Annotated in this window: 23 protein-coding genes and 1 tRNA gene; 6 read left to right on the plus strand and 18 right to left on the minus strand. The window is 68.1% G+C overall.

Going from position 1 to position 25,491, the window contains the following annotated elements:
* The first annotated feature begins 21 nt into the window (after positions 1–21).
* Genes ABD116_RS10255 through ABD116_RS10265 form a run of 3 tightly spaced genes read left to right on the plus strand, consistent with a single transcriptional unit; the run spans position 22 to position 5,103 of the window.
* A complete protein-coding gene (locus ABD116_RS10255) occupies positions 22–1,323 on the plus strand; it encodes a nucleotide sugar dehydrogenase (RefSeq protein WP_343967384.1) in 1,302 nt (433 codons plus the stop codon).
* Positions 1,320–3,929 carry a glycosyltransferase family 4 protein gene (locus ABD116_RS10260; protein ID WP_343967386.1) on the plus strand — a complete coding sequence of 870 codons (2,610 nt, stop codon included), beginning with the start codon at positions 1,320–1,322 and terminating at the stop codon, positions 3,927–3,929. The genes ABD116_RS10255 and ABD116_RS10260 overlap by 4 nt, the downstream gene beginning before the upstream one ends.
* A 1-nt stretch (position 3,930) precedes the next feature.
* Positions 3,931–5,103 (plus strand): glycosyltransferase, encoded by a 1,173-nt coding sequence (locus tag ABD116_RS10265; protein ID WP_343967388.1) that lies wholly within the window; start codon positions 3,931–3,933, stop codon positions 5,101–5,103.
* Between the two features lie 50 nt (positions 5,104–5,153).
* Here ABD116_RS10265 and ABD116_RS10270 read toward each other — a convergent pair whose 3' ends face one another.
* Together ABD116_RS10270 and ABD116_RS10275 are read right to left on the minus strand one after the other, a co-directional pair.
* Positions 5,154–7,157 carry a CocE/NonD family hydrolase gene (locus ABD116_RS10270; protein ID WP_343967390.1) on the minus strand — a complete coding sequence of 668 codons (2,004 nt, stop codon included), beginning with the start codon at positions 7,155–7,157 and terminating at the stop codon, positions 5,154–5,156.
* A gap of 169 nt (positions 7,158–7,326) precedes the next feature.
* Positions 7,327–7,938 carry a hypothetical protein gene (locus ABD116_RS10275; protein WP_343967392.1) on the minus strand — a complete coding sequence of 204 codons (612 nt, stop codon included), beginning with the start codon at positions 7,936–7,938 and terminating at the stop codon, positions 7,327–7,329.
* A gap of 88 nt (positions 7,939–8,026) precedes the next feature.
* Between ABD116_RS10275 and ABD116_RS10280 the strand changes: the two genes are divergently transcribed.
* Positions 8,027–8,428 carry a hypothetical protein gene (locus ABD116_RS10280; protein ID WP_343967395.1) on the plus strand — a complete coding sequence of 134 codons (402 nt, stop codon included), beginning with the start codon at positions 8,027–8,029 and terminating at the stop codon, positions 8,426–8,428.
* Here the strand turns inward: ABD116_RS10280 and ABD116_RS10285 are convergent.
* On the minus strand, positions 8,425–9,300 hold the full coding sequence (locus ABD116_RS10285; protein ID WP_343967397.1) for an NAD(+)/NADH kinase: 876 nt from the start codon (positions 9,298–9,300) through the stop codon (positions 8,425–8,427). The genes ABD116_RS10280 and ABD116_RS10285 overlap by 4 nt on opposite strands.
* The gene (locus ABD116_RS10290; RefSeq protein ID WP_343967399.1) at positions 9,300–10,301 is read right to left on the minus strand and encodes an SPFH domain-containing protein; all 1,002 of its coding nucleotides are present in this window, start codon (positions 10,299–10,301) and stop codon (positions 9,300–9,302) included. Before ABD116_RS10290 ends, ABD116_RS10285 begins: the two co-directional genes overlap by 1 nt.
* 115 nt (positions 10,302–10,416) lie before the next feature.
* Between ABD116_RS10290 and ABD116_RS10295 the strand changes: the two genes are divergently transcribed.
* Positions 10,417–11,100: an NUDIX hydrolase gene (locus ABD116_RS10295; protein ID WP_343967401.1), complete on the plus strand. Its 684-nt coding sequence runs from the start codon at positions 10,417–10,419 to the stop codon at positions 11,098–11,100.
* 9 nt (positions 11,101–11,109) lie between these two features.
* Here the strand turns inward: ABD116_RS10295 and ABD116_RS10300 are convergent, their stop codons facing one another.
* From ABD116_RS10300 to ABD116_RS10355, 12 genes are all read right to left on the minus strand, one after another.
* Positions 11,110–11,994 (minus strand): carbohydrate kinase family protein, encoded by an 885-nt coding sequence (locus ABD116_RS10300; protein ID WP_343967403.1) that lies wholly within the window; start codon positions 11,992–11,994, stop codon positions 11,110–11,112.
* 114 nt (positions 11,995–12,108) lie between these two features.
* On the minus strand, positions 12,109–12,897 hold the full coding sequence (locus ABD116_RS10305) for a maleylpyruvate isomerase family mycothiol-dependent enzyme (protein WP_343967405.1): 789 nt from the start codon (positions 12,895–12,897) through the stop codon (positions 12,109–12,111).
* Between the two features lie 85 nt (positions 12,898–12,982).
* Positions 12,983–13,612 carry a CoA transferase subunit B gene (locus ABD116_RS10310; protein WP_343967407.1) on the minus strand — a complete coding sequence of 210 codons (630 nt, stop codon included), beginning with the start codon at positions 13,610–13,612 and terminating at the stop codon, positions 12,983–12,985.
* A gap of 3 nt (positions 13,613–13,615) precedes the next feature.
* Positions 13,616–14,404 carry a CoA transferase subunit A gene (locus ABD116_RS10315; RefSeq protein WP_343967409.1) on the minus strand — a complete coding sequence of 263 codons (789 nt, stop codon included), beginning with the start codon at positions 14,402–14,404 and terminating at the stop codon, positions 13,616–13,618.
* Positions 14,405–14,540: 136 nt separating this feature from the next.
* Complete coding sequence (locus ABD116_RS10320) at positions 14,541–15,875, minus strand: hypothetical protein (RefSeq protein ID WP_343967412.1); 1,335 nt, start codon at positions 15,873–15,875, stop codon at positions 14,541–14,543.
* Positions 15,876–15,965: 90 nt separating this feature from the next.
* Positions 15,966–16,649 (minus strand): hypothetical protein, encoded by a 684-nt coding sequence (locus ABD116_RS10325; protein WP_343967414.1) that lies wholly within the window; start codon positions 16,647–16,649, stop codon positions 15,966–15,968.
* Position 16,650: 1 nt separating this feature from the next.
* Complete coding sequence (locus ABD116_RS10330; RefSeq protein WP_343967416.1) at positions 16,651–16,872, minus strand: hypothetical protein; 222 nt, start codon at positions 16,870–16,872, stop codon at positions 16,651–16,653.
* Between the two features lie 104 nt (positions 16,873–16,976).
* On the minus strand, positions 16,977–17,681 hold the full coding sequence (locus ABD116_RS10335) for a carbohydrate-binding family 9-like protein (RefSeq protein WP_343967419.1): 705 nt from the start codon (positions 17,679–17,681) through the stop codon (positions 16,977–16,979).
* Positions 17,674–18,198 (minus strand): hypothetical protein, encoded by a 525-nt coding sequence (locus tag ABD116_RS10340; RefSeq protein ID WP_343967422.1) that lies wholly within the window; start codon positions 18,196–18,198, stop codon positions 17,674–17,676. The genes ABD116_RS10335 and ABD116_RS10340 overlap by 8 nt, the downstream gene beginning before the upstream one ends.
* Before the next feature lie 17 nt (positions 18,199–18,215).
* Positions 18,216–18,854: a lipoyl(octanoyl) transferase LipB gene (gene lipB, locus ABD116_RS10345; RefSeq protein WP_343967424.1), complete on the minus strand. Its 639-nt coding sequence runs from the start codon at positions 18,852–18,854 to the stop codon at positions 18,216–18,218.
* An 81-nt stretch (positions 18,855–18,935) separates the two neighbouring features.
* A tRNA-Pro gene (locus ABD116_RS10350) sits at positions 18,936–19,009 on the minus strand.
* 46 nt (positions 19,010–19,055) lie between these two features.
* Complete coding sequence (locus tag ABD116_RS10355; protein ID WP_343967426.1) at positions 19,056–19,994, minus strand: metallophosphoesterase; 939 nt, start codon at positions 19,992–19,994, stop codon at positions 19,056–19,058.
* 26 nt (positions 19,995–20,020) lie between these two features.
* On the opposite strand from ABD116_RS10355, the gene ABD116_RS10360 reads away from it, so the two are divergent.
* Entirely contained in the window at positions 20,021–20,488 is a 468-nt protein-coding gene (locus ABD116_RS10360) for a GatB/YqeY domain-containing protein (protein ID WP_343967428.1), read from the plus strand.
* Positions 20,489–20,539: 51 nt separating this feature from the next.
* Here ABD116_RS10360 and ABD116_RS10365 read toward each other — a convergent pair whose 3' ends face one another.
* Both ABD116_RS10365 and lon read right to left on the minus strand, forming a co-directional pair.
* A complete protein-coding gene (locus ABD116_RS10365) occupies positions 20,540–22,957 on the minus strand; it encodes a transglycosylase domain-containing protein (RefSeq protein WP_343967430.1) in 2,418 nt (805 codons plus the stop codon).
* A gap of 151 nt (positions 22,958–23,108) precedes the next feature.
* A complete protein-coding gene (gene lon / locus ABD116_RS10370; protein ID WP_343967432.1) occupies positions 23,109–25,460 on the minus strand; it encodes an endopeptidase La in 2,352 nt (783 codons plus the stop codon).
* Positions 25,461–25,491 lie beyond the last annotated feature (31 nt).

Consider the following 25,491-nt stretch of genomic DNA (forward strand, 5'->3'; position numbering starts at 1 on the left):
TTCATACCAAGTGGAGTTTTCGTGCGTATCGCAGTAGTTGCCCTAGGCAAGATCGGACTGCCGCTCGCGGTCCAGTTCGCGACCAAGGGACACCAAGTCGTCGGTGTCGACATCAACCAGGCGTTCGTCGACCTGGTCAACGCGGGCAAGGAGCCGTTCCCGGGTGAGGCTCACCTGGGCGAGCTGCTGGCCGAGACGGTCGCGGACGGCCGCCTGCGGGCGACCAGCGACTACGCCGACGCCATCCCCGGCGCCGACGCGGTCGTCATCGTGGTCCCGCTGTTCGTGGACGAGAAGACCGGTGAGCCGGAGTTCGGCTGGATGGAGAGCGCGACCCGTTCGCTGGCCCAGCACCTGACCCCGGGCACCCTGGTCAGCTACGAGACCACGCTGCCGGTCGGCACCACCCGCAACCGCTGGAAGCCGCTGATCGAGGAGGTCTCCGGCCTCACCGAGGGCAGCGACTTCCACCTGGTCTTCTCGCCCGAGCGGGTGCTGACCGGTCGCGTCTTCGCGGACCTGCGCAAGTACCCGAAGCTGGTCGGCGGCCTGTCCGAGGAAGGCGCCAAGCGCGCCATCTCGTTCTACGAGTCCGTTCTCGACTTCGACGAGCGCGCCGACTTGCCGCGCGGCAACGGCGTCTGGGACCTCGGATCGGCCGAGGCGTCCGAGCTGGCGAAGCTCGCGGAGACCACCTACCGCGACGTCAACATCGGCCTGGCCAACCAGTTCGCCCGGTTCGCCGCGCAGAACGGCATCGACGTCCACCAGGTGATCGAGGCCTCGAACTCGCAGCCGTACAGCCACATCCACCGTCCCGGCATCGCCGTCGGCGGCCACTGCATCCCGGTCTACCCGCGGCTGTACCTGTGGACCGACCCGGAGGCCACCGTGGTCCGGGCCGCCCGCGAGGCCAACCTGGACATGCCGGAGTACACCATCGGTCTGCTCGAGGGCGCGTACGGCGACCTGGCCGGCGCGAAGGTCGTCGTGCTGGGCGCCTCCTACCGCGGTGCGGTGAAGGAGACCGCGTTCTCGGGTGTCTTCCCGGCCGTCGAGGCGCTGAAGTCGCGTGGCGCCGAGGTGTTCGTGCACGACCCGATGTACTCCGACGAGGAGCTGCAGGGCCTGGGCTTCACGGCGTACCACCTGGGCGAGCCGGTCGACGCAGCGGTGCTGCAGGCCGACCACCCGGAGTACAAGCAGCTGACCCCGGCCGAGCTGCCGGGCGTCCAGGTGCTGGTGGACGGTCGCGACGCGACCGACGCCGCGCGCTGGGCGGGTGTCCGTCGGATCGTGATCGGAAGGTCGGTCCGCCAGTGACGCGTTCCCCGGAGCAACTTCGGGTGGTGATGCTCGTCGCGAACGCGGTCACCAACGACAGCCGGGTCCGTAAAGAGGCAGCAGCGCTGGCCCAGGCCGGAGTACAGGTGACTGTGCTCGGGGTCGCGAGCTGGGGTGAACCGCAGTCGCGCGAGATGCTCGACGGCGCGATGATCGTCCGCGTCGCGGTGCCGTTCACGCTGCGCGAGGAGAAGAAGTTCGCGCGGAAGAAGCACCGCGAATGGCGTCCGCCGTTCGTCGGCTACAAGACTCCGCGCGCGTACCGGGCCCGCAGCCTTCGGGTGCAGGCCGGGCTCAAGGAGATCAAGGCCGACTCCGGCCACGCGATCGGAGCCCGGAAGGCCGGCAAGACCGGGCCGCTGGCCTACAAGGTCGGCGTCCTGGGCCGGCTGGTCCGCCGCAGCGGCTGGCAGGCCGCCCGGCGCGGGATCTGGCTGCGCAAGGGTCTCGGCAACGTGATCGACAAGCCGTTCCGTGCGGGCTGGCGGGCTTACGACGGCGTGGCGCACCGGCTGACCTGGCCGGCTCGCTGGCGCCGGGTGCACCCGGATGCGCTCGACTACGAGTACGCCTTCGGCGACCTGATCGACCGGCTCGAGCCGGATGTCGTGCACGCGCACGACATGCACGTGATCGGGGTGGCCGCCCGTGCCGCCGGCCGCGCGAAGCTGCGTGGCAAGGACCTGAAGGTCGTCTACGACGCGCACGAGTACGTGCCGGGCATCGCGCTGTACGGACCGCGCACGCGGAAGTTCATCGCTGCCTGGGCCAAGCACGAGGCCGAGTACATGGGTGCGGCCGACCGGGTCATCACGGTCAGCACTGCGATCGCCGACCGGCTGGAGAAGGAGCACAAGCTCCCGCTCAAGCCGACCGTCATCCTGAACACCCCGGACATCCCGGAAGTGGTCGAGATCGAGCGGGACATCCGGGCCAAGGTCCGGCTGCCGCGCGAGGTTCCGTTGCTGGTTTACAGCGGCGGTATCACCGCGGTCCGCGGGATCGAGACCGCGATCGAGGCCATGCCGAGCATGCCCGGCGTGCACCTCGCGGTGGTCGCCGTACCGTCGCCGAAGCAGCCGGCCGTCGACGTGCTCCGCAAGCTCGCGGAGAGCCTCGGGGTCGAGGACCGGATGCACTACCTGTCCCCGGTCGCGCCGCATGAGGTGACCGCGTTCCTCTCCACGGCCGACGCCGGCATCATCCCGATGCTGCGGGCGCCGAACCACGAGATGGCGATGCCGAACAAGCTGTTCGAGTACAGCCTGGGCGGTCTGCCGGTGCTGGTCAGCGACATGGCCAGCATGAAGGAATGGGTCACCCGGCATGGCATCGGCGAGTACTTCGAGGCCGCCAACCCGGCGAGCTTCGCGGAGAAGGCGAAGCTGCTGCTGAGCCGGACCGAGACGTATCGCGAGCGGCTGGCGGACCCGGCGTACAAGCAGACCTCGGCCTGGAGTGGCCAGGCCGACAGCCTGCGTGCGCTCTACACCGAGATGCTCGGCCGCAAGCAGCTGGAGCCGTCGATGGAGGTCGACTCCGAGGCGCCTGGGCGCCGGCTGCTGATCGGGCCGACGAACAGCGCCGGTCAGGCGTACCTGTGGACGACCGCCGTGACCCGTGAGGTCCCGTCGATCGCCGCGGAGTCGCTGTCGACCAACAGCGGCAAGTTCGACTTCAAGGTGCATCGCAGCGGCACGTTCGAGCAGTACCGCGACGACCTGCGCTGGCAGCTGGAGCTGACCGCGTGGGCGCTGCAGAACGTCACCCACGTGCTGTTCGAGGCGGGCCGGCCGATGTTCGGTCAGCTGAAGGGTCAGATGTGGACCCTGGACGTTCCGATGCTCGACGCGGCCGGGATCCGGCACGGTCTGGTCTTCCACGGTTCCGAGGTGCGTGATCCGGCCCGGCACCGTGCGCGGTACCAGTTCTCGCCGTTCGCGGATCGCAACGACGAGCTGACGGTTCGCCTGCAGGCGGCCAACGATCTGCTCCGCGAGCACCTGGCCGGGTACGACGGGCCCAAGTTCGTCACCACGCCCGACCTGGTCGAGTACGTCGAGGGCAGCGAGTGGCTGCCGGTCGTCGTCGACCCGGACGAGCTGGCCTCCACGACGCCGGTGCTGGAGCGTGAGGTGCCGGTGGTGCTGCACGCACCGTCGGCGAGCGCGCTGAAGGGTTCGGCGTTCGTCGACCCGGTGCTGACCGACCTCGACGCTCGCGGCCTGATCAAGTACCAGCGGGTGCAGGGTGTTCCGCACCCGGAGCTGGTGGCGATGGTCAAGGACGCGGACATCGTCGTCGACCAGCTGCTGCTCGGTTCGTACGGTGTCTTCGCCTGTGAGGCGATGGCGGCCGGCCGGATCACCGTCGGGCACGTCGCGGACCACATCCGCGACCTGTTGCCGACCGATCTGCCGATCGTCGAGGCGACGCCGGACGACCTGACCGAGGTGATCGAGCGGCTCGTCGCCGAGCGCGAGGAAGCCCGCAAGGTCGCCGACGCGGGGCCGCGGTACATCCGTGAGGTACACGACGGCCGTAAGTCCGTCGAGGCGTTGTTGCCCTTCCTCGGCGGAAGGTGACATGCGGGTTCTGATGGTTGCGCAGTCCCCGATCGCCGGGGACTCGCGCATCCTGCGCGAAGCCGCGGCACTGACCGGAGCCGGCCACGTGGTCCACGTGGTCGGCCGGGACGTGCCGGAGGGTTTCACGCTCGAGGGTGGCGCAACGGTCGAGTCGGTATCCCGCTCGGCCGGTCTGCGTGGTGGTAGCGGTCCTGCTGTCGGGCATGGGCGGCGTGGCGTGAAGGTGCTCGTGCAGCGGTTCGGCCGGTGGCTGCTGCTGCCGGAGCACCGGCTGCGGACGGAGAAGCAGTGGCGTACTGCGGCTGCTTCGTCGCTGGCATCGCTCGAGCCGTTCGACGTGGTGCACGCGCACGACTTCAACACGTTGGAGCTCGCCGCTTCGTTTGCTTCTCAATGGTCGGCGACCTTGGTCTACGACAGCCATGAGCTGTGGTTCGACCGGGCGTTGCCGGGGCGGCCAACGCCGTTGTGGCGGGTGCGTGGGCGTCGGTTCGAGCTCGGGCTGGCTCGTCAGGCTGCTGTGGTCTTCACGGTCAGCGATGGGATCGCGCAGCGGCTGCGCGAGCGCGGGCTTCCGGATGTGCGGGTCATCCGGAACACGTTCCCGCGCTCTTCGGTTGCTCCGGTTCTGCCTGCTTCGCCGACCGGTCTGCTGTACGCCGGTCGCGTCGGCGCCGGGCGGGATCTGCCTGCTGTGGTTGAGGCTGCTCGTCTGTTGGCGCCGTTCCCGACGTTGCTGATGGGGTCGGTCGATCCGAACTACCGGCTCGATCTGGGGCCGGTCCAGAAGGTGCCGGAGACGTCGATCGACGAGGTCGACCGGGTGCTGCAGGAGTCGGGGATTTCCCTTGTCACGTTGACGAACACGTGCGAGAACCACCGGCTCGCGCTGCCGAACAAACTGTTCCACGCCGTGCGGGCGGGCGTGCCGGTCGTCGCTGCGGATCTGCCTGAATTGCGGGCTGTCATCAATCGGTACCATCTGGGCACGCTGTACACGCCTGGCGACGGCGCTTCACTTGCGGCGGCCGTGCGGTCGTTGATCGCGGACTACGCCGGGTACGTCGACGGCGTACGGGCTGCTGGTGACGAACTCAACTGGGAGCACGACGCGGCGGTACTGGTCTCGGCCTACTCGGCTTTGGCCAAACCGCCTGCCAACGCTCACTGATCTTTGGCGAAGGCCCCGGCAGCTTTGGTTGGCTGCCGGGGCCTTCACTGTTAGCGCGAGGCTTCGACGAACTGTTCCATCAGTTTGATGGGGTCCTTCTCGGGCTCAGGCTGGGCGAGCTGGGTGGCGGCGATCCGCGCTTGCGGGGCCTCCGGGGAGTTGAGGCTGGCCGTTCCGCCGACGAGCGGGAGGGTCAGCGACGACTTGGCCGGGTCGAGGGTGATGGTCGCGCCGGTGAACGGTACGGACGGGTTGTCGGGTTCGACGGTCAGTACCAGGCCGAGGCGGTGGCCGGCGGCGAACAGCACGTCGTCGGCGTTGAGCTCGAAGGTCAGGTCGTACCACTTGCCGGACTGCAGCGAGACCTTCTCGTCCAGCGACTTGTAGTGGCCGACGTCGGCCAGGGTGCGGATCACGACGGCGGCGTTCGAGACGGCCGTGTTGATCTTGGTGTCGGCGAAGCAGCCGGTGTCGAGCGCGTTGCCGTCACCCCAGCAGGTGCGGGTGTTCGCGATGTTGCTGACGCTGGTGTAGCGGGTCGCCGTACCGTAGTCGACCAGGCGGGCTTTGATGCCTGCGGCAACCTTGTTGACCTTGACCCGGACCTCCACCTTGCCGGTACCGGACAAGCGCACCGGCTGGGCGAGGTCGTTGCTGACGAACACCGCACGGTCGCTCCGTGGCGTCGTCGGGTCGAGTACGACGCTGTCGACCGACTCCTTGTCGGTACCGGTGAAGCTGATCGGGTCGCTGGTCGGCGCCGCGATCGACAGGCCACCGGTGTCGCCGCCGGCCGGCTTGCTCAGCGCGAGCTTGGTGCTCTTCGCGCCGGGCGTCGGCCAACGGGACTCGGTGGTGTAGCTGCCGTCCTCCCGCATGATCGTCGCCTGCGGGGCCTTCATGATGTCGTTCTGCAGGCCTTGCAGCCAGTAGTCGAACCAGGGGTGGAGCTGATCGACGTACGCGTCCCGGAAGCTGAACCCGTCCAGGTGCACGCCCTGGTGCAGGAAGATCTTCCGCGGCACACCCTGCTTGGTGAGCTCGTCCCACCACTCGCCGAACTGCCGGGTCTTCACGTTCTCGTCGTCGAGGCCGTGGACGACGAAGACCGACGCCTTCACCTTCCTGGCGTCCAGGCGGTAGTTGCGCGGGTCCCACCAGCGGCTGTAGCTGCCGGTGCGGGTGTCGGAGTCCTGCTCGATCTCACCGGTCATCTGCACGCAGCGCGGGCTGAGGTCGTTGCTGACGTAGTCGTGCAGGAAGCCCATGTACTCGTCGTAGTACGGGACGCCGTTGCTGCGGGTGTAGTCGTACCAGCTGGAGATGGCGGCGATCGGGACGATCGTCTCGAGCCCCTTCACGCCGGTGCTGGCGACCGAGTTCGCGATCGTGCCGTTCCAGGACGTGCCGATCATGCCGGCCTTGCCGGTGGACCAGTCGGCCTTGGCGACGGCGCCGTCGGGGGTGTGGCCGGGGACGCGGTTGTTGAGCCAGTCGATGACGGCCTTGGTACCGCGGACTTCGAGGTCGGCGCCGACGTCGCTGCAGCCGGTCGAGCGGAACGTGCCCGGCATGTCGACGTAGGCGAACGCGTAGCCGCGCGGCACGAAGTAGTTGTCCAGCCAGGTCGAGAAGACCTGCCGGGTGCCGTTGGCGTCGAAGTACGACTTCGGGTCGCTCGCGTAGTACGGCGAAGCCTGGATGATCACCGGTACGTCGATCCCGGCCGCGGCCGCCTCGCCCGGCCGGACGATGTCGACGGTGATCTGGTCGGTGATCCCGTTCTGGTCGCCGTCGACGCCTGGCACGTCGACCTGGACGCGCTCGTGGATGGCGTTGTCGTAGTCGTAGGCGGCAACCGTCTGCGTCCCCTGCACGAACGGCTTCACCGGCGCCGGCTTGGCGGCACTGGTCGTGCTGGCTGTGGTGGAGTCGGGCGTGGCGGTGGGCCGGGCGCTCGCGGTCAGCGAGGCCATCGGCACCAGCGCGGCGGCGGCGAACAGGCCGACCCCGGTCCGGAACGCGGTTCTCGATCGGTTCCGAGTTCTGCGCATGCGTGTCTCTCCCCTGTGGGCGGTGGGTAAAGGCACCACAGCCCTCCCTCGACAGGGCCGTTGTGGTGAACGCACCTTAAGCAGAACCTGACACCGTTGTCTCCACACATCTCACCCGACCGATCACTTTCCGTGGAGATCACGGGAAATACTTCGCCGCAGGCAATTGTCAGCGTGCGCCGAGGTTGCTGGTGAGGGTGTTGAGGAGGGCGCGGAAGGGCTGGCCCGACAGCTGCTCGCCGGCGCGGAGCCAGGTGGTGATGCTCGGGTCGCCGATCGCAAGGTGTTCCTGGAGATCGTGGGCGCTCAGGTCGGTGAGTCGCAGGTGGTTGCCGGTCCAAACCTGGAACCGATCGGCGAGCGAGTCGAGCTGGCCGGCCCACGTCGGTGACGAGTCGGCGTCGTCGTGGACGACCAGCAGCTCGACGCCGTCGGCTGTGTCGAAGAGGCTGACGTGAAGCGGCCGTACCGACCAGCCCTCGATCCTTTCCTGCATCCGCCGGATGAGTTCCTGCCGCAACTCGGTCAGCTCGATCACTGCGCCGGCGGCCAGGTGATCGCGGTTCAAGGAGTACTGGATGCTGGCGCCGACCTCGGTGGCGATCACCAGCCCGGTCCCAACCAGCCGGTTCAGGACCTTCCGCGTCCCGCTCTCACTCCCGGTCGCCGCCATCTGATGGACCTTGCGACCGGTGAGCGGCTTCCCCGCCCGAACCAGAACACCGAGAACCGGCCCATCAAGCGTCGGCACGACAGCACTGATCGGCAAAGAGAGGTCCATAGCCGCACTATAGTGCTGATATCACCACTTTAGTACGGGTATGGACACGATAGTGGGCATCGCAGGTAAGCACGATTATGGTCAGAAGGTGACGGAGCCGGCTGTGCTTGTGATCGGGCTTGATCCCCACCGGGTGCCTGGGCCCTGGGACCCCACCCCGGTGGCGGTCGCGATCGAGGAGTCGGTGAGGCGGTTCGCGGACAGCGGGATCGACGCAACCAACTGTCTGATCGGCCTCGACGGCTCCGACGACATCGAGGCCGTTGTCACCAACGCGCTGCGGGAGCGGCCTTGGGAGTGCGTCTTGATCGGCGGCGGCATCCGGAAGGACGAGGAGCAACTGGAGCTCTTCGAGTTGGTCGTCAACCTCACCCGCCGGCACGCCCCAGACGCCGCGATCGCTTTCAATCGCACGGTGACTGACATCGTCGACGCGGTCGTCCGCCAGCTGGCCCGGCGGACGGCTGGTGGCGGGCGAGACAGTTCTTAGCGGACGAGGTTTAGGTGGATGTCGGCTACGGAGACCTCTAGGCGTTGGCCCCAGGTGATGGTGAGGGTGTCGGATTCTATGCCGTCGCCGAAGATGACTAGGTCGGCTTCGGCGGTGATGGTTAGGGACTGATCGGCAGTGAGGAGGCCCTCGGTGTTGCTGGTGCCGGTGGCCGGGGAGGGCCAGGCCTCTCGGACGAACCAGCACAGGGATGGGTCGGTGGGTGAGGGGAGGCGGAGCAGGCTTCCGCGTTCTTGCCAGGCCGAGCGGCACCACCCCGTGGAACCGGTTCCGGTGCCGATCAGTAGGCCAGATGAGGATTGCCGTTCTTCAAGACCCTCAGGCGACGCCAGGCGGTAGCGCGCCGACTGATGGGTCCGGTTGCCGACGTAGATCTCGTTCAGAGCAAGGAGTTTCTGCCCGTCATCGGTGCGCGCGGCAACCATCGTGCGTTCTTCTACCGAACGTACAGACAGCAGCTCCGGTACGTCGGAAGGCGCATGCGGCACCAACACGCCGGGATTCCAGCCGGGCTCCGGATTGACCCCGATCACCGGTTGCCCGTCCAGGTACTTCGCCACGTTGGCCACCAGCCCGTCCTGCCCGACCGCGATCACCACATCCTCCGGCCCGAACACGAACCGGTCGAGATCGTTGCGCTCGGCAACGGCTCGCCGCCAGTCCAAGGGCAGAGCCGCGGACACCGCCGCCAACGCCTTCTGCTGCGCCTCATGCCGATCGTCCAAGGCATCGAGCGACCGCCCCCGACTGTTCAGGAAGAAGCCGGCCTGTTGCCGGGTCCCGTGCCGGGCGACCAGCTCGGTGAGCTCGGTCGCCCGGTGAACCACGACCGCCCGAGGAGGCAGGCTCATCAGGAGGCCCCGGCGGAGGAGGTCAGCTTGGCGAGCAGTGGAGTGAGCAGATCCGGCGTCAGGTTCAGCGTGCCGATCTCCGGCAGCGCACCCTGCTTGATGGCCAGAGCGAGGATCACCCCTTGGTCCAGCTCGGCGTATGCATCCAGCAGCGCCTTCTCGGCAGCCGCTTCCGCCTCACCCAGCACCCGCTTGGCATCAGCATCAGCCGCCGCAAGCAATCGCCGCCGCCCAGCCAAAGCCTCGCCCTCGATCCGCCCAGCGGCAGCCGCCTCGGTCGCCCGCTGCCGCTCGTTCTGACCCTTCTGCGTCACCAGCTGCTCTTCGCGCCGAGCCAGCTCGATCTGGTTCTGCAGCTCGTTCTCCGCGATCGACCGCTCCCGCTCGACCGCCATCGCCCGCCGCTCGTACGTCGCCTTGTCGGCCGCCTGCTGCACCATCTCCCGGGTAGGAGTCTGCAGCGCCCGCTCGACATCACTCTCAGCCCGTACGGCGACCACGCGCACATCCTCGACGCCGATCCCCAGCCCAGTGAGCCGCTGATCATCACGCAGCCCACTGCTCATCGCGAGCCGCAACGACGCCATCCCCTCGGACAACGCCTGCGTCAGACTCAGGCCGGCCAGCAGATCCAAAGCCGTCTGCTGAGCCAACTCGGTCAGCAACCCACCAAGCTGCTCCAGCGGAGTGGCCCGCCACAACCCCGTGTCCGGATCGATCCCGAAGTCCAGCCGCGTCGACGCCAGCGCCGGATCCGTCACCCGGTAAGTGACAGTGGCCTGTACGACGACGTCCTGGAAGTCGAGCGTCCGCCCGTGGAACAGCAGCGGCTGCTCGCGATCATCGATCGGTACCTCGCTCAGCGACGAGTTCAGCGCCCGGAACCAGAACGCCTGCCCGGCGCCGTCGTGCGCCACCTTCCCGTTGCGCAGGTGCCGGACGTGCGTCGTCGGGTTCGCCCGCAGGTGGCTGATGAACCGGAACCGCGTGATGTCTGCCATCAGAGTCGCTCTCCTGTCGCGACCGGCGCCGAGCCGGCCTCATCGTCATTGTCGTCACTTTGACGATAAGACCCGAGATGGCTTTTCGTCAAGATGACGATTAGAGTCTTCGGTCATGGACTTCGAGCCGCTGGGGGTAGCCGCCGACCTCGTCATCCTGACCGTCCGCGACGGGTCCCTGCAGGTGCTGCTGATCCGCCGCGGCATCGCGCCGTACCGGGGCAGGTGGGCGTTGCCGGGCGGGTTCGTACGTCCCAAGGAAGACCTGGAGGAGGCGGCCCGCCGTGAGCTCCAAGAGGAGACCGGCCTGCTGTCCGACCGGATCCACCTCGAGCAGGTCGCGACGTACGGCGAGCCGGGCCGCGACCCGAGAGGCCGGGTCATCAGCGTGACCTACCTGGCCCTCGTCCCCGACCTGCCGTCACCAGTAGCCGGTACGGACGCAGCCTCGGCCGAATGGGTCACGGTCGACGAGGTGCTGACCGACCAGAACAGGCTCGCGTTCGACCACCACCGAATCCTCACGGACGCGGTCGAACGGGCCCGGGCCAAGCTCGAGTACTCACCACTGGCCGCCGCGTTCTGCCCCGACGAGTTCACCATCTCGGAGCTGCGCGGCATCTACGAGGCCGTCTGGGGCGTCCAGCTCGACCCCCGCAACTTCCACCGCAAGGCCACCAAGACCGACGGCTTCGTCATCCCGCTCGGCGCCACCACGACCCGCGACGGCGGCCGCCCGGCCCAGCTCTTCCGTCGCGGCCCAGCGGCGACCCTGCACCCGCCTCTGACGCGCGGCTAAAGCAGATAGCTACCGCCTGAGTAGCATCAGCTGTTCGGCCGTGATCAGGTCGGTGTGAGTGCCACGAGAGCCGCACGCCCAGGCACCCGCGATGGTGCCCGCCTCCGCGGCTTCGTAGTACGAGCGACCGTCCAGCCAAGTGGTCAGAAAGGCGGCGACGTACGCGTCCCCGGCGCCGTTGGTGTCGACGACCGGCCGGCCCGGGATGTCGATGGCCGGCAGATGGACGGGCTCCTCGCCACGGACATGCACATAGCTTCCGTCCGCCCCTGCCATCGCGATCACGACCTCCGCCCGGCCGCTGGCGAAGATCCAGTCGATGGCCTTGTCGCGCAGCGCGCTGGTCGAGACGAAGACGATGTCGGCGCACTGCGCGAAGTCCCGGTGGTACTCGTTGTCCCCGTCCCAATCGTGCAGATCGGTCGACAACGAACAGTCCGCGGCCAGTACGTCGGGCAGCGCACGCCGCGCGAAATCCATGATCGACACGTGAACGTGCCTGGCCTGCTCGACGCGGCCGCGCCAGAGGTTGGGATCGACCCGCATCCCCGGCGGGTGCCGCCGGTCGTACAGGGAAACGCGGTTGCCGTCGGGCGACACCAGGTTGACGCTGCGCCTGGTACCGCTGGGGTGGACCGCGATCGTCAGCGGCAGCCCGAGCTCCTCGTAGGCACGACGGATCCGCCACCCCTCGGCGTCGTCACCGATGACATCGGCGAGGCCGGGATGCAGCCCCAAGCGGTGGCAGCCGAGCACGACGCCATGCCCCGTATGGCCGACATAGGTCTCGACAGGTTGGACGGGAATGGTCTCCTGGCCGGGCAACGGCAGCGCGGGAACCCGCACGATGGTATCGATTCCCACGCCGCCGATGACGAATACATCCAGGTCCATGCGATCCATCCTCACCGAGCAGGCCTTGCGGCTGGCGTGAAGGGTAGCGATCGAGCACGCCCGCCGATAGGGCTCAGGCGGGGCGCTCTACGCACGGTCAGTGGACCGCCTCGATCAGTAACCCTGGAACACCCGGCGCAGCGTCGCCAACGTGATCGGCCCCGTCAGCTCGAGGCCGGCCGGAGTGTCCGGGCCGAGGCGTCCGGAGACCAGCCGCAGCCACGTTTCACCGGGCAGGGTGAGGGTGCCGTCGGCCTCGGCCGGGCTGCCGTCTTCGAGGGTGACCGGGTCCTTCAGGTTCAGGGTGAGCTCGGTGGCCGGCTCGGTCGTCGCCACCTTCAGTACGGCGTACTTCCCGTCCAGCTCCGCCGGCTTGCTGACCCAGCTGAGGTCGATGGTCCGCTGGGCGACCAGCTCCGGTACCGCCTCGGCGGCGAGCGTCGCGGCCGGGTCGGAGGCACTGCGGACGTCCCACGAATGCAGGGTGAACTCGTTCAGCCGCATCCGCGCGACGGTGGTGATGTCGACCGGTGCAGGCAGGTAGCCCAGCTCGATCCGGACGGTCTCTCGCTGCTCCGGGGACAGCGATTCGAACAGCGAGACCAGCGTCTCGTTCCATTCGAGGAAGCCGTCGGCCTGCTCACGGCGCGACGACGAGTCCCACCGGGCCCAGACGGTCTGGTTGAAGTCACCCTCGGCCGGCGGCTTGCCGCCCACGGCGAGCTGCACGGTGTTGGTCATGATCTCAGCGCCGCTGCCGAGGTGGCTGAGTACCTGCGCGATGTCCCACTCGGTCGCGGCCGACGGGCCCGCCAGAGCCTCGTCATCGAACTTCTTCACCAGATCGGCGAGCGATTCGTAGCCGCTCCGAAGTGCTGCGATGGCGGTATCGGCGTTGCTCAAGATCGTTCCTCCAGAAGAATGGCCCCGTACGGCGGTTATCCAGCACCAACCGCTGTCCGGGGCCATCCATTCCGTAACGGGGGAATCACTGCTTGATGGGCGCGCCCGTCTTCTCCTGGAGCTCGTCGAAGGTGACACCCTCGGCCAGCTCGACCAACTGCAGGCCGTCGTCGGTGATGTCGAGGACGGCGAGGTCGGTGATGATCCGGTTGACCACCCCGCGCCCGGTGTAGGGCAGGTCGCACTCGGCCAGGATCTTGTGCGAGCCGTCCTTGGCGACATGCTCCATCAGCACGATCACCTTCTTGGCGCCGTGCACGAGGTCCATCGCGCCGCCCATGCCCTTGACCATCTTGCCGGGGATCATCCAGTTCGACAGGTCGCCGGTGGCCGAGACCTGCATCGCGCCCAGGATGGCCGCGTCGATCGCACCGCCGCGGATCATCCCGAAGGACAACGACGAGTCGAAGAACGATGCCCCAGGCAACGTCGTGACGGTCTCCTTGCCGGCGTTGATCAGGTCTGGGTCCTCCTCTCCCTCGACCGGGTAGGGGCCGACGCCGAGAATGCCGTTCTCGCTCTGCAGGACGACGGTGACGCCGTCGGGGATGTAGTTCGGTACCAGCGTCGGCAGGCCGATGCCGAGGTTCACGTACGAGCCGTCCTCCAGCTCGGCGGCGGCGCGGGCCGCCATCTGCTCACGGGTGAGTGGCATGGCTCAGGCCTCCTTCGGCTCGACCGGGGTGGTGGGGTGGGGCAGCTTCTGTACGGTTCGTTTTTCGATCCGCTTCTCGATGTCCTTGCCAACGGCAACCACTCGCTGGACGTAGACGCCGGGCAGGTGGATCTCGTCCGGGTCCAGTTCACCAGGCTGGACCAGTTCCTCGACCTGCGCGATGGTGATCCGGCCGGCCATCGCGGCGAGCGGGTTGAAGTTGCGGGCGCTCCGGTCGAAGACCAGGTTGCCGTGGGTGTCGCCCTTCAGCGCGTGCACCAGGCCGAAGTCGGTGGTGATCGACTCCTCCAGCACGTACGTCGTACCGCCGATCTCGCGCGTCTCCTTGGGCTCGGACGCCTTCGCCACCGAACCGTCGGTGTTGTACTTCTGCGGCAGCCCGCCGTCGGCGACCTGGGTGCCGACGCCGGCCAATGTGAAGAAGGCGGCGATCCCGCAGCCGCCGGCCCGGAGCTTCTCGGCCAGCGTGCCCTGTGGGGTCAGCTCGACCTCCAGCTCGCCGGACAGGAACTGCCGGGCGAACTCCTTGTTCTCCCCGACGTACGACGAGGTCATCTTGGCGATCCGCTTGTCGGCGAGCAGGATGCCCAGCCCCCAGTCGTCCACGCCACAGTTGTTGGAGACGACGCTGAGCCCGCCCACGCCCTTGGCGTGGAGCGCCTCGATCAGCTGCATCGGGTTGCCGCAGAGCCCGAAGCCGCCGACCGCGAGGCTCGCGCCGTCGCCGATGTCGTCGACCGCGGCCTGCGGTGAGTCGTACGTCTTGTCCATCAGGCTGCTCCATTGCAGGTTGGTGTCCGCTCGACTCTAACCAGCAGCCACAGATCCGGCGAGATCCACCCGCTGTGGCCAGAGCCACAGGGAGCTCGGCTGGGCTATCCGCCTCGGAGCCGTCTCAGCGGGTCGGCTACCGGCCCGCTGAGCGGTACTGCTCCGGCGCCAGGCCGGCCTTGAGTCGCCACGAGTGGGCCTCCTCCGGGCGTCCGGCTGCGGCGGCGATCGCGGCCAGCTCGGCGAGGGCCTCGGTCATCGCGAGGTCGGCCTCGTCCCAGTCGTCCGGGCAGCGCGACAGCGCCACCAGCGCCAACTCCTGCGCCTTCGCCAGATCCCCGCCGAAGCGAGCAGCCTTGGCCAGCCCGATCCGCGCGGCGGCGGCGAGGTCCGCCCGGCCCGCCTGCTTCGCCCGTACCAGCGTCCGCCGGTAGTCGTCCGCGGCCGCGGGTAGCTCGCGCATCCGCAGTCGGAGGTCTCCACGCCGACACAGCAGCGAAGCGGCCTCCTCATGGACACCTAACTCATCGGCAAGCAGCAATGCCTGGCCGGTCAGCTCAATTGCCCGCTTGAACTCCTTGGCGCCGGCAGCGACCTGACCCAGCTCGTCCAACGCCAGCAGACTGCCCCACCGATCCCCAACCACCTGGAACTCCGCCAGCGCAGCTTCAGCGCTCGTATCGCAGAGCTGCACCGCAGCCAGAGTCCAGGCATCGGTGCTCAGCTCCTGCCGAGCCAGTACGTCCGCAGCGAGCTCAGCAGGCACAAACGGTCCCAACACGATCGACCAGAGCAACACCGTCACCGGGTACCGGAAAGGCTCGACCAACTCCTCCACAATCACCCGTGCCTGCTCAACCCCGTCCGGCCGACCAGAGCCCGCTGCATGCAGTACTGCGAGCAGGTACTCCTCCTCCAGCCCAGCAGGCACCACCGGCCCGAGCACCCCGAGCAACCTCTCCGCCGCCCGCCCTGCCTCGCTCACCAGCCCGTGCATCCACCAGTACGTCGACAGGCCAGCCACCAGCTCGAGTGCGAGCCGCTGGTCGTGTTCGGTCGCCCATGCGATCGCCCCACGCAGGTTGTCGCTCTCGTGCCGGATCGAAGTTGCCCAACGCAACTGATCGGGTCCACGCAGCTGCGCGTCGGCCCGGCGTACCAGATCCAGCAGGTACGCCGCATGCCGCGCGCGAAGGTCATCGGCCTCAGCGCTCGAGACCCGCTCTCCGGCGTACGTGTGGATCGCGTCGAGCACCTCGTACCGCCCGTCGCTCACCGTGAGCAGCGATCGCTCGGTCAGTGCGTCGAGCAGGCAACTGGTCGTCTGCAGCGGCAACTCGAGAACGGCGGCCACCGACGCCGCGGTCAGCCCGCCGGGGAAGACGCCGAGCCGAGCGGCAACGACCCGCTCGATGGGTGGCATCGGCTCGCCGTCAGGGCCGGCGAGCCCGGCATGACTGGCGGACTCCATATGACTGATTGTCACCTTGCCGGGTTCGCGCCACAGGGCGGGGGCAGGGGTGGTGCCCCACGAGCGCGCGGCACCACCCCGGCGTACCGGTCAGCTGATCACCCTGAATCCGCGCCGCTCACCCAGCTTCTTGAGGCTCTGGATGCCCGGAATACCGTCGAAGGGCGGCGGTACGGTCGCCTTCTGCCACAGCGCGTAGGCCTTGCGGAAGTCCTTGCCGGCGAACCCGTCGACGTTCATCGGATCCTTGAGGCCCTGCTTGAGCAACGCCCGCTCGACGATGATGATGTCGCGCTCGTGCAGGCCCTGTCCGGCCGGCCGGAACATGTCCTTGGCGGCCGCCTCGCGGACGTTGCTGAGATCGACGGCAGGCAGCGTGGGGGCAGTCGGCCGCCAGATCCGGACCCCGTTGATGTCCTCGCTCCAGCCCTTGTACTCCTTGCCCCACGACCGGGCGATCTTCGAGATCGGCACCTTGTCGACCTTGCCCGGCCGCAGGATGTCGCTGCTGAAGCAGCTCCCGTCGCCGGTGCTGATCGCGACGTGCCCGTGGGGTGCGCCGGTCCACCACAGTGGTACGCCGAGTGGCGGCGTACCGGCCGTACCGTGCTTGAACTGCGCCGCCTTGTAGCCCGCGGCCGCGTCCGGGCTCAGCGGGCCGACGTTGAAGCAGTTGCGGACGAAGATCAGGCAGATGCCGGTCCAGTCCCTGGTCGCGTGCGCCGCCTGCGCCGCGGCGAAGTCCACCGCGGCCTTGCCCATCCGGACGGCCATCTCACCCGACCTCGATTCCGAAGTCGAGGCTGGGCTCGACGCCGGGCTCCTCGTCGGGCCCGAGCGGATCGGTGTCCGGGATCGGGTCCTGGAACGCGGCCTCGGTGGCCGGGTCGTCGAGCTCCGGGTCGTCGGCCATGATGCCGGGCGCTTCGGCCAGCGGCGTCAGCGTCTCCTCGTCCAGCACGTCCGTGGAGTCGGATGTGTCCACTGGATCTGTCATGTGTTTCCCCCTGGTTGTCGCGACGTGGGCCGTTGCCAATCCGCCCCCAGCCGGCAACAGCCGTCCTTCGCAGTTTCGCACCGGGGTCGCGTCGCGACCAGAGGTCATTCGAAGCTCAGTACGCCCCACTGGTCGGGCTTGTGCATGTCCACGACGTACTGCGGCGACCAGACCCAGAAGTCCTGCTCCTTGCCCTTGCGGTACTCGCCGTCGACCACCTCGTGGTCCCACTCGATCCGCATCAGGTTCATCCGCCACTCGTCACCCGCGCCCGGTGGCGTCTGATTCTTGTTGTACTTCGCCAGGTCGGCCCAGGGGAGGGCGACCTCGACCGTCCAGCCGGTGTCGGTGTCGGCCGGGTCGTTGAGGGTGCCTGCGATGTGCAGTGCCGTGCGCAGGCCGGGCAGGTTGTCGGGGTCGACGGGGACGCCGCCCGCGGAGTACGGCTTCGGCAGGGACAGCTCCCAGATGGTGCCGAGTGGGTTGATCTCGAACTCGTAGTAGTTCTCGCCGTCGCCGTCCGGGTCGAGGAAGAGCTCGAAGTTGTTCTCCTCGTAGAGCCAGGTGTTCGGCTCGGTCATCGTCGACCAGACGTGCGGCTCCTCGAGTTGGCCGCCGACGTACAGGTACTGGTCGTCGTACAGGAGCTTGGCCCTGGTGCGGAACCTCGGCGTGGTCGCGTCCGGGCCGGTGATGTCGACGAAGTCGCTGGTCCACGGGGCCTGCTCCCAGGCCGGGTGGGTCAGGGTGCCGTCGAGTGGGAGCGGGGTGGCGGTGCGGTGGCAGGGGTAGCGGGGCAGTTCAGGCATCGGCTCGCTCCAACCGTCCGGCGATCAGGTTTGCGACTAGGAAGGTGATGGCGGTGAGCACCGGGACGACAACCAGGGTCCAGGTGGAGAACAGGTCGTTCGACAAGAACGCGAGCACGATCAGCAACATGAAGCCCACCCCGAGGAACGCGACCAGCGCGGGATGCGGCATCGCCAGCCGGCTCAGCGTCATCGCCGCGAGCACGATCGTGATCACCACGGCGAGCACCAGCAAGGGAAACCCCGCCGCACCGCAGTTGGGCGAGTCCCGCACCCGATCACAGCCCTGCTCGCTCAACCAGACGAGCGCGACGGTGAGGAACCCGGCCAGCAACCCGACCACACCGAGGATCAGCGCCGGTGGCAACGGCGGAGCGTCGTACCGGCCCTCGTCCGCCTCCTCAGCCGCTTCTTCGTCGGCCTCCTCGAGGTACTCCTCCAGATCCTCCGGCATCCCCGGCCCCTCGTCCTCGGCGTACACCTCGGACTCGTCGGCTTCGGGGCGGTCGTCGCTCATTGCCGCAGGCTATCTGCTCAGGCGGCGCCAAGGGCGGTTGCGACGGCAGTGCGGAGCTGGGCGTCGGTGGGGCAGGGGATGGACAGCTCGCGGCTGAGGTCGGCCAGGGAGGTCATGGTGACGTCGTGGAGCCCGCAGGTGGTGAAGGTGTGGAAGACGTCCATCGCGGGGTCGAGGTTGATCGAGAAGCCGTGCGAGGTGACGCCGCGGCGGATCCGCATGCCGATCGAGCAGAGTTTGCGGTGGTCCTCGGTCCAGACGCCGACCAGGCTGCTCGCGCCGCGTGGGGTGTCGCGGCGGATCAACGGGAAGCCGAGGGAGCCGAGCGCCTCGATCAGGCCGGTCTCGACCCAGCGGACGATGTCGACGGGGCCGCGTTTCTTCAGGTCGATCACCAGGTAGCCGACCAGCTGACCGGGACCGTGGTACGTCGCGAAGCCGCCGCGGTCGACAGCGACAGTCGGGATCGCCGCGGCTTCGGGCGGCAGGTCGGCCAGCGACGTACGCGGGCCGTAGGTGACCACCGGCGGATGACTCAACAGGAACAACCGGTCCCCGGCCTCACCGGCCTGCCGCTCCTCGACCCAGGTCTTCATCTCCTTGGCAGCGACCTCGTAGTCCACTTCGCCAAGATCGACCCGCAGCAAAGCATTCATGCCAGCCAGCTTAGGTCGGGCGCCAGGAGTTCCAGGAGATGACTGAAGGCGGCGGCTCCGGAGAGCCACCGCCTTCATTTGTCGGGCTGACAGGATTTGAACCTGCGACCTCGTCGTCCCGAACGACGCGCGCTACCAAGCTGCGCCACAGCCCGAAGTCGGCGTTAGCTTACATGCGCCACCCGCCAGGACGAAATCGGGTTATCCGGCCGTCTCACCGGCCTTCGGAACCAACGTGATCAAGGTCGCTTCCGGGCGGCAAGCGAACCGCACCGGCGCGTACGGCGACGTGCCCAGACCGGCCGAGACGTGCAGCGCCGCCTGACGCCCTTCGAAGCCCCAGGTGGACAAACCCTTCACCCGGGACGTGTCGAGGTCGCAGTTGGTCACCAGAGCCCCGTAGAACGGCACCGCGAGCTGACCGCCGTGCGTGTGCCCGGCGAGCACCAGCGGATACCCATCGCCGACGAACCCGTTCAGCACCCGCTGGTACGGCGCGTGCGTCACTCCGATGGACAGATCGGCCGCCGGATCCACCTCACCCGCGACCTCGGCGTACCGGTCGCGCCTGATGTGGGGATCGTCGGTGCCGGCGAAGTCGAGGCGCAGGCCGTTCACCTTGAGGGTCGAGCGCTCGTTGTTGAGGTCGGCCCAGCCGGCCGCCGTGAACGCCGACCGCATCTCCTCGTAGGGCAGGTCCGGGCCGTGCGGCTTGTGCCGCTGCTTGTTGGCCGGGAGCAGGTACTTCGCCGGGTTCTTGAAGTGCGGCTTCCAGTAGTCGTTGGAGCCGAAGACGAAAACGCCTGGTACGTCGAGCAGCGCGCCGTACGCCCGCAGCAGCGGCAGGACCGAGTCGGGGTGGGAGATGTTGTCCCCGGTGTTGACGATCAGATCCGGCTCCAGCCGGGCCAGCTCGTTGACCCAGCGGATCTTCTTCTCCTGCGCCGGCATCAGGTGCAGGTCGGACAGGTGCAGCACCTTGAGCGGCGCCGTGCCCACCGGCAGCACCGGCACCGTCACCCTGCGCAGCGTGAACCACCGCACCTCGATGGCCGCCGCGTACGCGACGCAGGCAGCGCCCGCCGCGGTGACAACGGCAGCGGACTTCAGCGTCGTGGTGGCAAGCCCCCGGAAACTCATTTCACCAGCCTGCCACAATCGTGGGCATGTCCAACTCCGAACTGAAGCAGCGCCTGCACGATGACATGACCGCCGCCCTGAAGGCGCGCGACGAGCTCCGCAAGTCGACCCTGCGGATGGCGCTCACGGCCGTGACCAAGCAGGAGGTGGCCGGCAAGGAGGCTCGCGAGCTGTCCGACGCGGAGGTCCTCGACGTGCTCACCGCCGAGGCGAAGAAGCGCCGCGAGTCGGTCACGGCGTACCGGGAGGCGGGCCGCGAGGAACTGGCGGTCAAGGAGCAGGCCGAGGCCGACATCCTCGCCGAGTACCTCCCCGAGCAGCTCTCCCTGGAGGAGATCGCCGCCCTGGTCACCGAGACCATCGCCGCCACCGGAGCCGCCGAGCTCGGCCCGCGCGGCATCGGCAAGGTCATGGGCGCCCTCCAGCCCAAGGTCAAGGGCAAAGCCGACGGCGGCACCGTCTCCGCCGAGGTAAAGCGCCAACTAGGCGCCTGACCGGTCAAACGAAGAAGCGCCCCGTCCTTGAGGACTGGGCGCTTCTTCGGCTTAGCGGCCGCCGCAGTTCGGCTTCCAGACTGGGCAGCCTCCGCCGCCGGGCTTACCGCCGCCACCGGGCTTGCCGGTGTTGGGCGGGTTCGGTGGCAGCGGGATGCCTGGGGAGTTCGGCGGGTTCGGCGGCTGCTGGATCTTGCTGCCGTTGGAGACGTAGATCGTCACCGTGGCGCCTTCTGGGGCGCCTTCCTCGGTGCGGGGGCTGAGATAGGCGACAGTGCCCTGGACCTCTTCGGAGTCGACCTGGCCGGGGGCGATCTTGGCCTCGAAGCCGAGGCCGCGCAGCTTGTTGGCCGCCTCGTCGGGGTTCATCCCGTTCACGTAGGGCAGGTCCACCACGTTCCCGCGCCGGGTCTCGTCCGTCGGCGCGGTGAACTTGGTGGTCGGCATGCCCTTGAGGGCGCCCTGCATGGCGGTCTCCCAGATCGGACCCGCGGTTCCGGAACCGGAGGCGTCGTGCATCTCCCGGCCGTTGAGGGTCTGGTTGATCAGGTTCTCGTACCTCGGCGTCGCGTCCGCGACCACCGCGGCCGCCGCGAGCTTGTTGGAGTAGCCGGAGAACCAGACGGCCTTGTTCTCCTGGATCGTTCCGGTCTTGCCGGCCAGGTCGCTCCGGCCGAAGTTCAGGTGCTGACCGGTGCCCGGCGGCTCCATCACCTGGTGCAGTACCTCGTTGACGCCGTCCGCGACCTCTGGCTTGAGCACCTGCTTGCAGCTCGGGCCGGGGGTGGCCAGCGAGCGGCCCTTGTAGTTCTTCACCGAGGTGATCACCTGTGGCGCGCAGTACTTGCCGCGGGCCGCGAACGCCGCGTAGGCGTTGGACAGCTGCAGCGGGCTGATCAGGCCGACGCCCAGCGTCATCGAGACGTACTGCTCGAGCGGCTGCCCGGTCTGGGCATCGTGCATGCCCAGGTTCGCGGCGAGGGTGGCGATCGGGCACAGGCCGACCTGCTCGGACAGCTGCAGGAAGTAGGTGTTGGTCGAGGCCTGCGCCGCCTGGATCATCGTCGGCTCGGGCGCGGCCCTGGTCGAGTTCTTCGGGTTGTAGTCGTCGACCTTCGTCGTCCCGGTACAGGTCTTGAACTTCACTCCACCGAGCGGCAGCGGGCTCGGTGACGGGATCCGGTACGTCAGTGGGAAGCCCGCCTGGATCGCCGCGGCGATCGTGAAGGCCTTCATCGTCGAACCGTTCTGGAATCCGCCGTAGCCACCCTTGTAGGTCTTCTCGACGTTGTAGTTGTAGTACGTGTTGTCCTTGCCCTCGCCGTAGCCCCCGCTCTGCACCATCGCCTTCACCAGGCCGGTCCCGGGCTCGACCATGGTGACGGCCGCGATCGCGTCGTCGCCGGGCTTGGTGTGCTGGTTGATCGACTTCTGCGCGGCTGCCTGCATCCGGCTGTCCAGTGAGGTGGTCACCGTGATGCCGGCGGTCTTGATGTAGTGCTCGCGGTCCTTGTCGGTCTTGCCGAAGGCGGGGTTCTCCATCAGCTTCGCGACGATGTAATCGCAGTAGAACGGGTACGGCGAGTTGGCGCAGCCGTTGAGGACCTTGACCACCTTGCCGGTCAGGACGGGGGTCTTGATCGCCGCGGTGGCCTGGGCGGCGGTGATGACGTTCAGCTCCTGCATGCGCCGCAGGACGACGTCGCGACGTTCCTTGGCCTTGGCCGGGTTGTTCGTCGGGTCGTAGCCGGTCGGGTTCTTCACCAGGCCGGCCAGCATCGCGGCTTGGGGCAGCGTCAGCTTGGCCGCGGTGGTGTTGAAGTAGTGCCGGGCGGCCGCCTCGACGCCGTACGAGCCGTCGCCGAAGTTGGCCAGGTTCAGGTACTTCTCCAGGATCTCGTTCTTGGAGAACTCCTTCTCGACCGCGATCGCGTAGCGCAGCTCGGCGATCTTGCGCTCGTAGGTGTCCGCGGTGGCGTCCTTGATCGCCTCCTCGTCACCACTGGCGTTCGCCTTCTCCACCAGGCTCAGCTTCACGAACTGCTGGGTGATGCTGGAGCCACCCTGCTGGACGCCGCCGCTGTTCTGGTTGCGGATCAGCGCGCGCAGGGTGCCCTTGGCGTCGAGCGCGCCGTGCTCGAAGAAGCGGTCGTCCTCGATCGAGACGATCGCCTTCTGCATGATCGGGTTGATCTGCGCGAGCGTGACAGGGTCGCGGTTCTGGTCGTACAGGGTCGCGATCAGCTTGTGATCGGCGGTGTAGATGTACGTCTTCCGCGAGACCGGGACAGTCTTCAGCTCCTGTGGCAGGTCCTGCAGGGTCTCCGCCGTCTTCTCGGTGCCGAAGCCGGCCAGACCCGCGAACGGGATCGCCAGACCGGCCGCCAGAGCACCTGACAGAACACTCACTCCGAGGAACAGAACCACTGACTGGACGACGCCCCGATCGCCCTTATCCCTTACGCGCATGGACTAGAGCCTACGGGATCACGGCGCCACGCCAATTCCTCGAATGTGTTTTATGTCACGTCAACCGGAGCGTGAATTCAAGCGTCTGTAGCAGGATGTGAAACAGCCGGCGAGACCCTTCGCGGGTCCCGCCGGCTGGTCATTACCTATGTCAGGCGGCGAACTGCCGCGCGTCCACCTGGGCCGGCTCCAGCGCCAGTTCCAGTACCTCGCGGACATCGCTCACGGGGTGAACCGTCAGCTCCTTGAGCACCGACTCCGGCACGTCCTCCAGATCCGGCTCGTTCCGCTTCGGGATCAGGATCGTGGTCAGTCCGGCCCGGTGGGCGGCGAGCAGCTTCTGCTTCACGCCACCGATCGGCAGCACCCGGCCGGTCAGCGACACCTCACCGGTCATCGCCACCTCGGACCGTACCGGCCGTCCCGACAGCAGCGACGCGAGCGCCGTCGTCATCGTGACACCGGCCGACGGGCCGTCCTTCGGTACCGCACCGGCAGGCACGTGGATGTGGGTGTTCCGCTCGGCCAGATCGCCGACCGGCAGTCCCAGCTCCGCACCGTGCGACCGCAGGTAGGACAGCGCGATCTGCGCCGACTCCTTCATCACGTCACCGAGCTGCCCCGTCAACGTGACTCCGGTCGGGCCGGTCTCCTTGTCCGCCAGTGACGCCTCGATGAAGAGCACGTCACCACCGGCACCCGTGACCGCCAGTCCAGTGGCGACACCCGGTAGAGCTGTCCGCTCCGCCGAGTCCGGCGTGAACTTGGGCGAACCCAGGTAGCCCTTCAAGTCGGCGGCACTGATGGTCAGCGACCCCAAGTCCTCGCCCAGGGCGAGCTTGGCCGTCACCTTCCGCAGTACCCGGGCGATGGCTCGCTCGAGCTGCCGTACGCCGGCCTCGCGGGTGTACTCGCCCGCCAGCAACCGCAGCGCCGAGTCGTCGATGGCTACCTCTTCGACCGACAGACCGGCCCGGTCCAGCTGACGCGGGAGCAGGTGGTCGCGGGCGATGGTGACCTTCTCGTCCTCGGTGTAGCCGTCCAGCTGGACGAGCTCCATCCGGTCGAGCAGCGGTGCCGGGATCGAGTCGAGCACGTTCGCCGTGGCCAGGAAGACCACGTCGGACAGGTCCAGCTCGACCTCCAGGTAGTGGTCCCGGAAGGTGTGGTTCTGTGCGGGGTCCAGGACCTCCAGCAGAGCAGCGGTCGGGTCACCCCGGTAGTCCGCGCCCACCTTGTCGATCTCGTCCAGCAGTACGACGGGGTTCATCGAACCCGCCTCGGTGATCGCCCTGACGATCCGCCCGGGCAGTGCCCCGACGTACGTCCGGCGGTGACCGCGGATCTCGGCCTCGTCCCGTACGCCGCCCAGTGCGACCCGGACGAACTTACGGCCCATCGCACGCGCCACGGACTCGCCCAGCGAGGTCTTACCCACACCGGGAGGACCCACTAGAGCCAGTACTGCGCCACTGCGGCGTCCACCGACCACTCCCAGTCCGCGGTCCGCCCTGCGGCGGCGTACGGCCAGGTACTCGGTGATGCGCTCCTTGACGTCGTCCAGGCCCGCGTGGTCCGCGTCCAGGATCGCCCTGGCCTCACGGATGTCGTAGCCGTCCTCGGTCCGCTCGTTCCACGGCAGCTCGAGCACGGTGTCCAGCCAGGTGCGGATCCAGCCGACCTCGGGGGACTGCTCGGCGGTGCGCTCCAGCTTGTCGACCTCGGCGAGCGCGGCCTTGCGGACGTGCTCCGGCAGGTCGGCAGCCTCGACGCGGGCGCGGTAGTCCTCTTCCTCGGACTCGGCCTTGCCGTCCAGCTCGGCCAGCTCCTTGCGGACCGCGGCCAGCTGCTGGCGCAGCAGGAACTCCCGCTGCTGCTTCTCCATGCCCTCCTGGACGTCCTTCTGGATCGTCTCGGAGACCTCGAGCTCGGCCAGGTGGTCCTTGACCCAGCCGATCAGCTTGGTCAGCCGCTCGGAAACGTCAGCCGTCTCCAGCAGCCAGCTCTTCTGCTCGTTGGTCAGGTACGAGGCATAGCCGGCCAGGTCGGACAGCTCCGCCGGGCTGGTCACCTGCTTGACCGAGTTGATGACCTGCCACGCCTCGCGGCGCTCCAGCACGGTCGTCACCAGGGCCTTGTAGTCGCGGGCAAGCTCGCCCGACTTTGCGTCAGTGATCTCGTCCAGGACCGTCGCGCCGACCCACAGGGCCGCACCAGGACCAGTGGTCCCCGCGCCGATCAGGACCCGGGAGACACCCCGGATGACGGCTGCCTGGGCTCCGCCCGGCAGCCTGCCGATCTGCTCGATCTCGCCGAGCGTTCCGGCCTTGGCATATTTTCCGTCCAGTCGCGGCACCAGGAGCACCTGGTCCGTGCCGGAAGCCTGTGCGGCATCGATGGCGGCGCGTGCCTCCGTGTCGGCCAACCGGACCGGCACGACCATTCCCGGCAGGACCACGACGTCGTCGAGCGGCAGTACAGGAAGATTCAACGTCTCAGTCACGCTGTCACACCCTCTGTTGAAGATTGAGTCT

This window comes from Kribbella koreensis (assembly GCF_039525325.1).
GTDB classification, from domain to species: Bacteria; Actinomycetota; Actinomycetes; order Propionibacteriales; family Kribbellaceae; genus Kribbella; species Kribbella koreensis.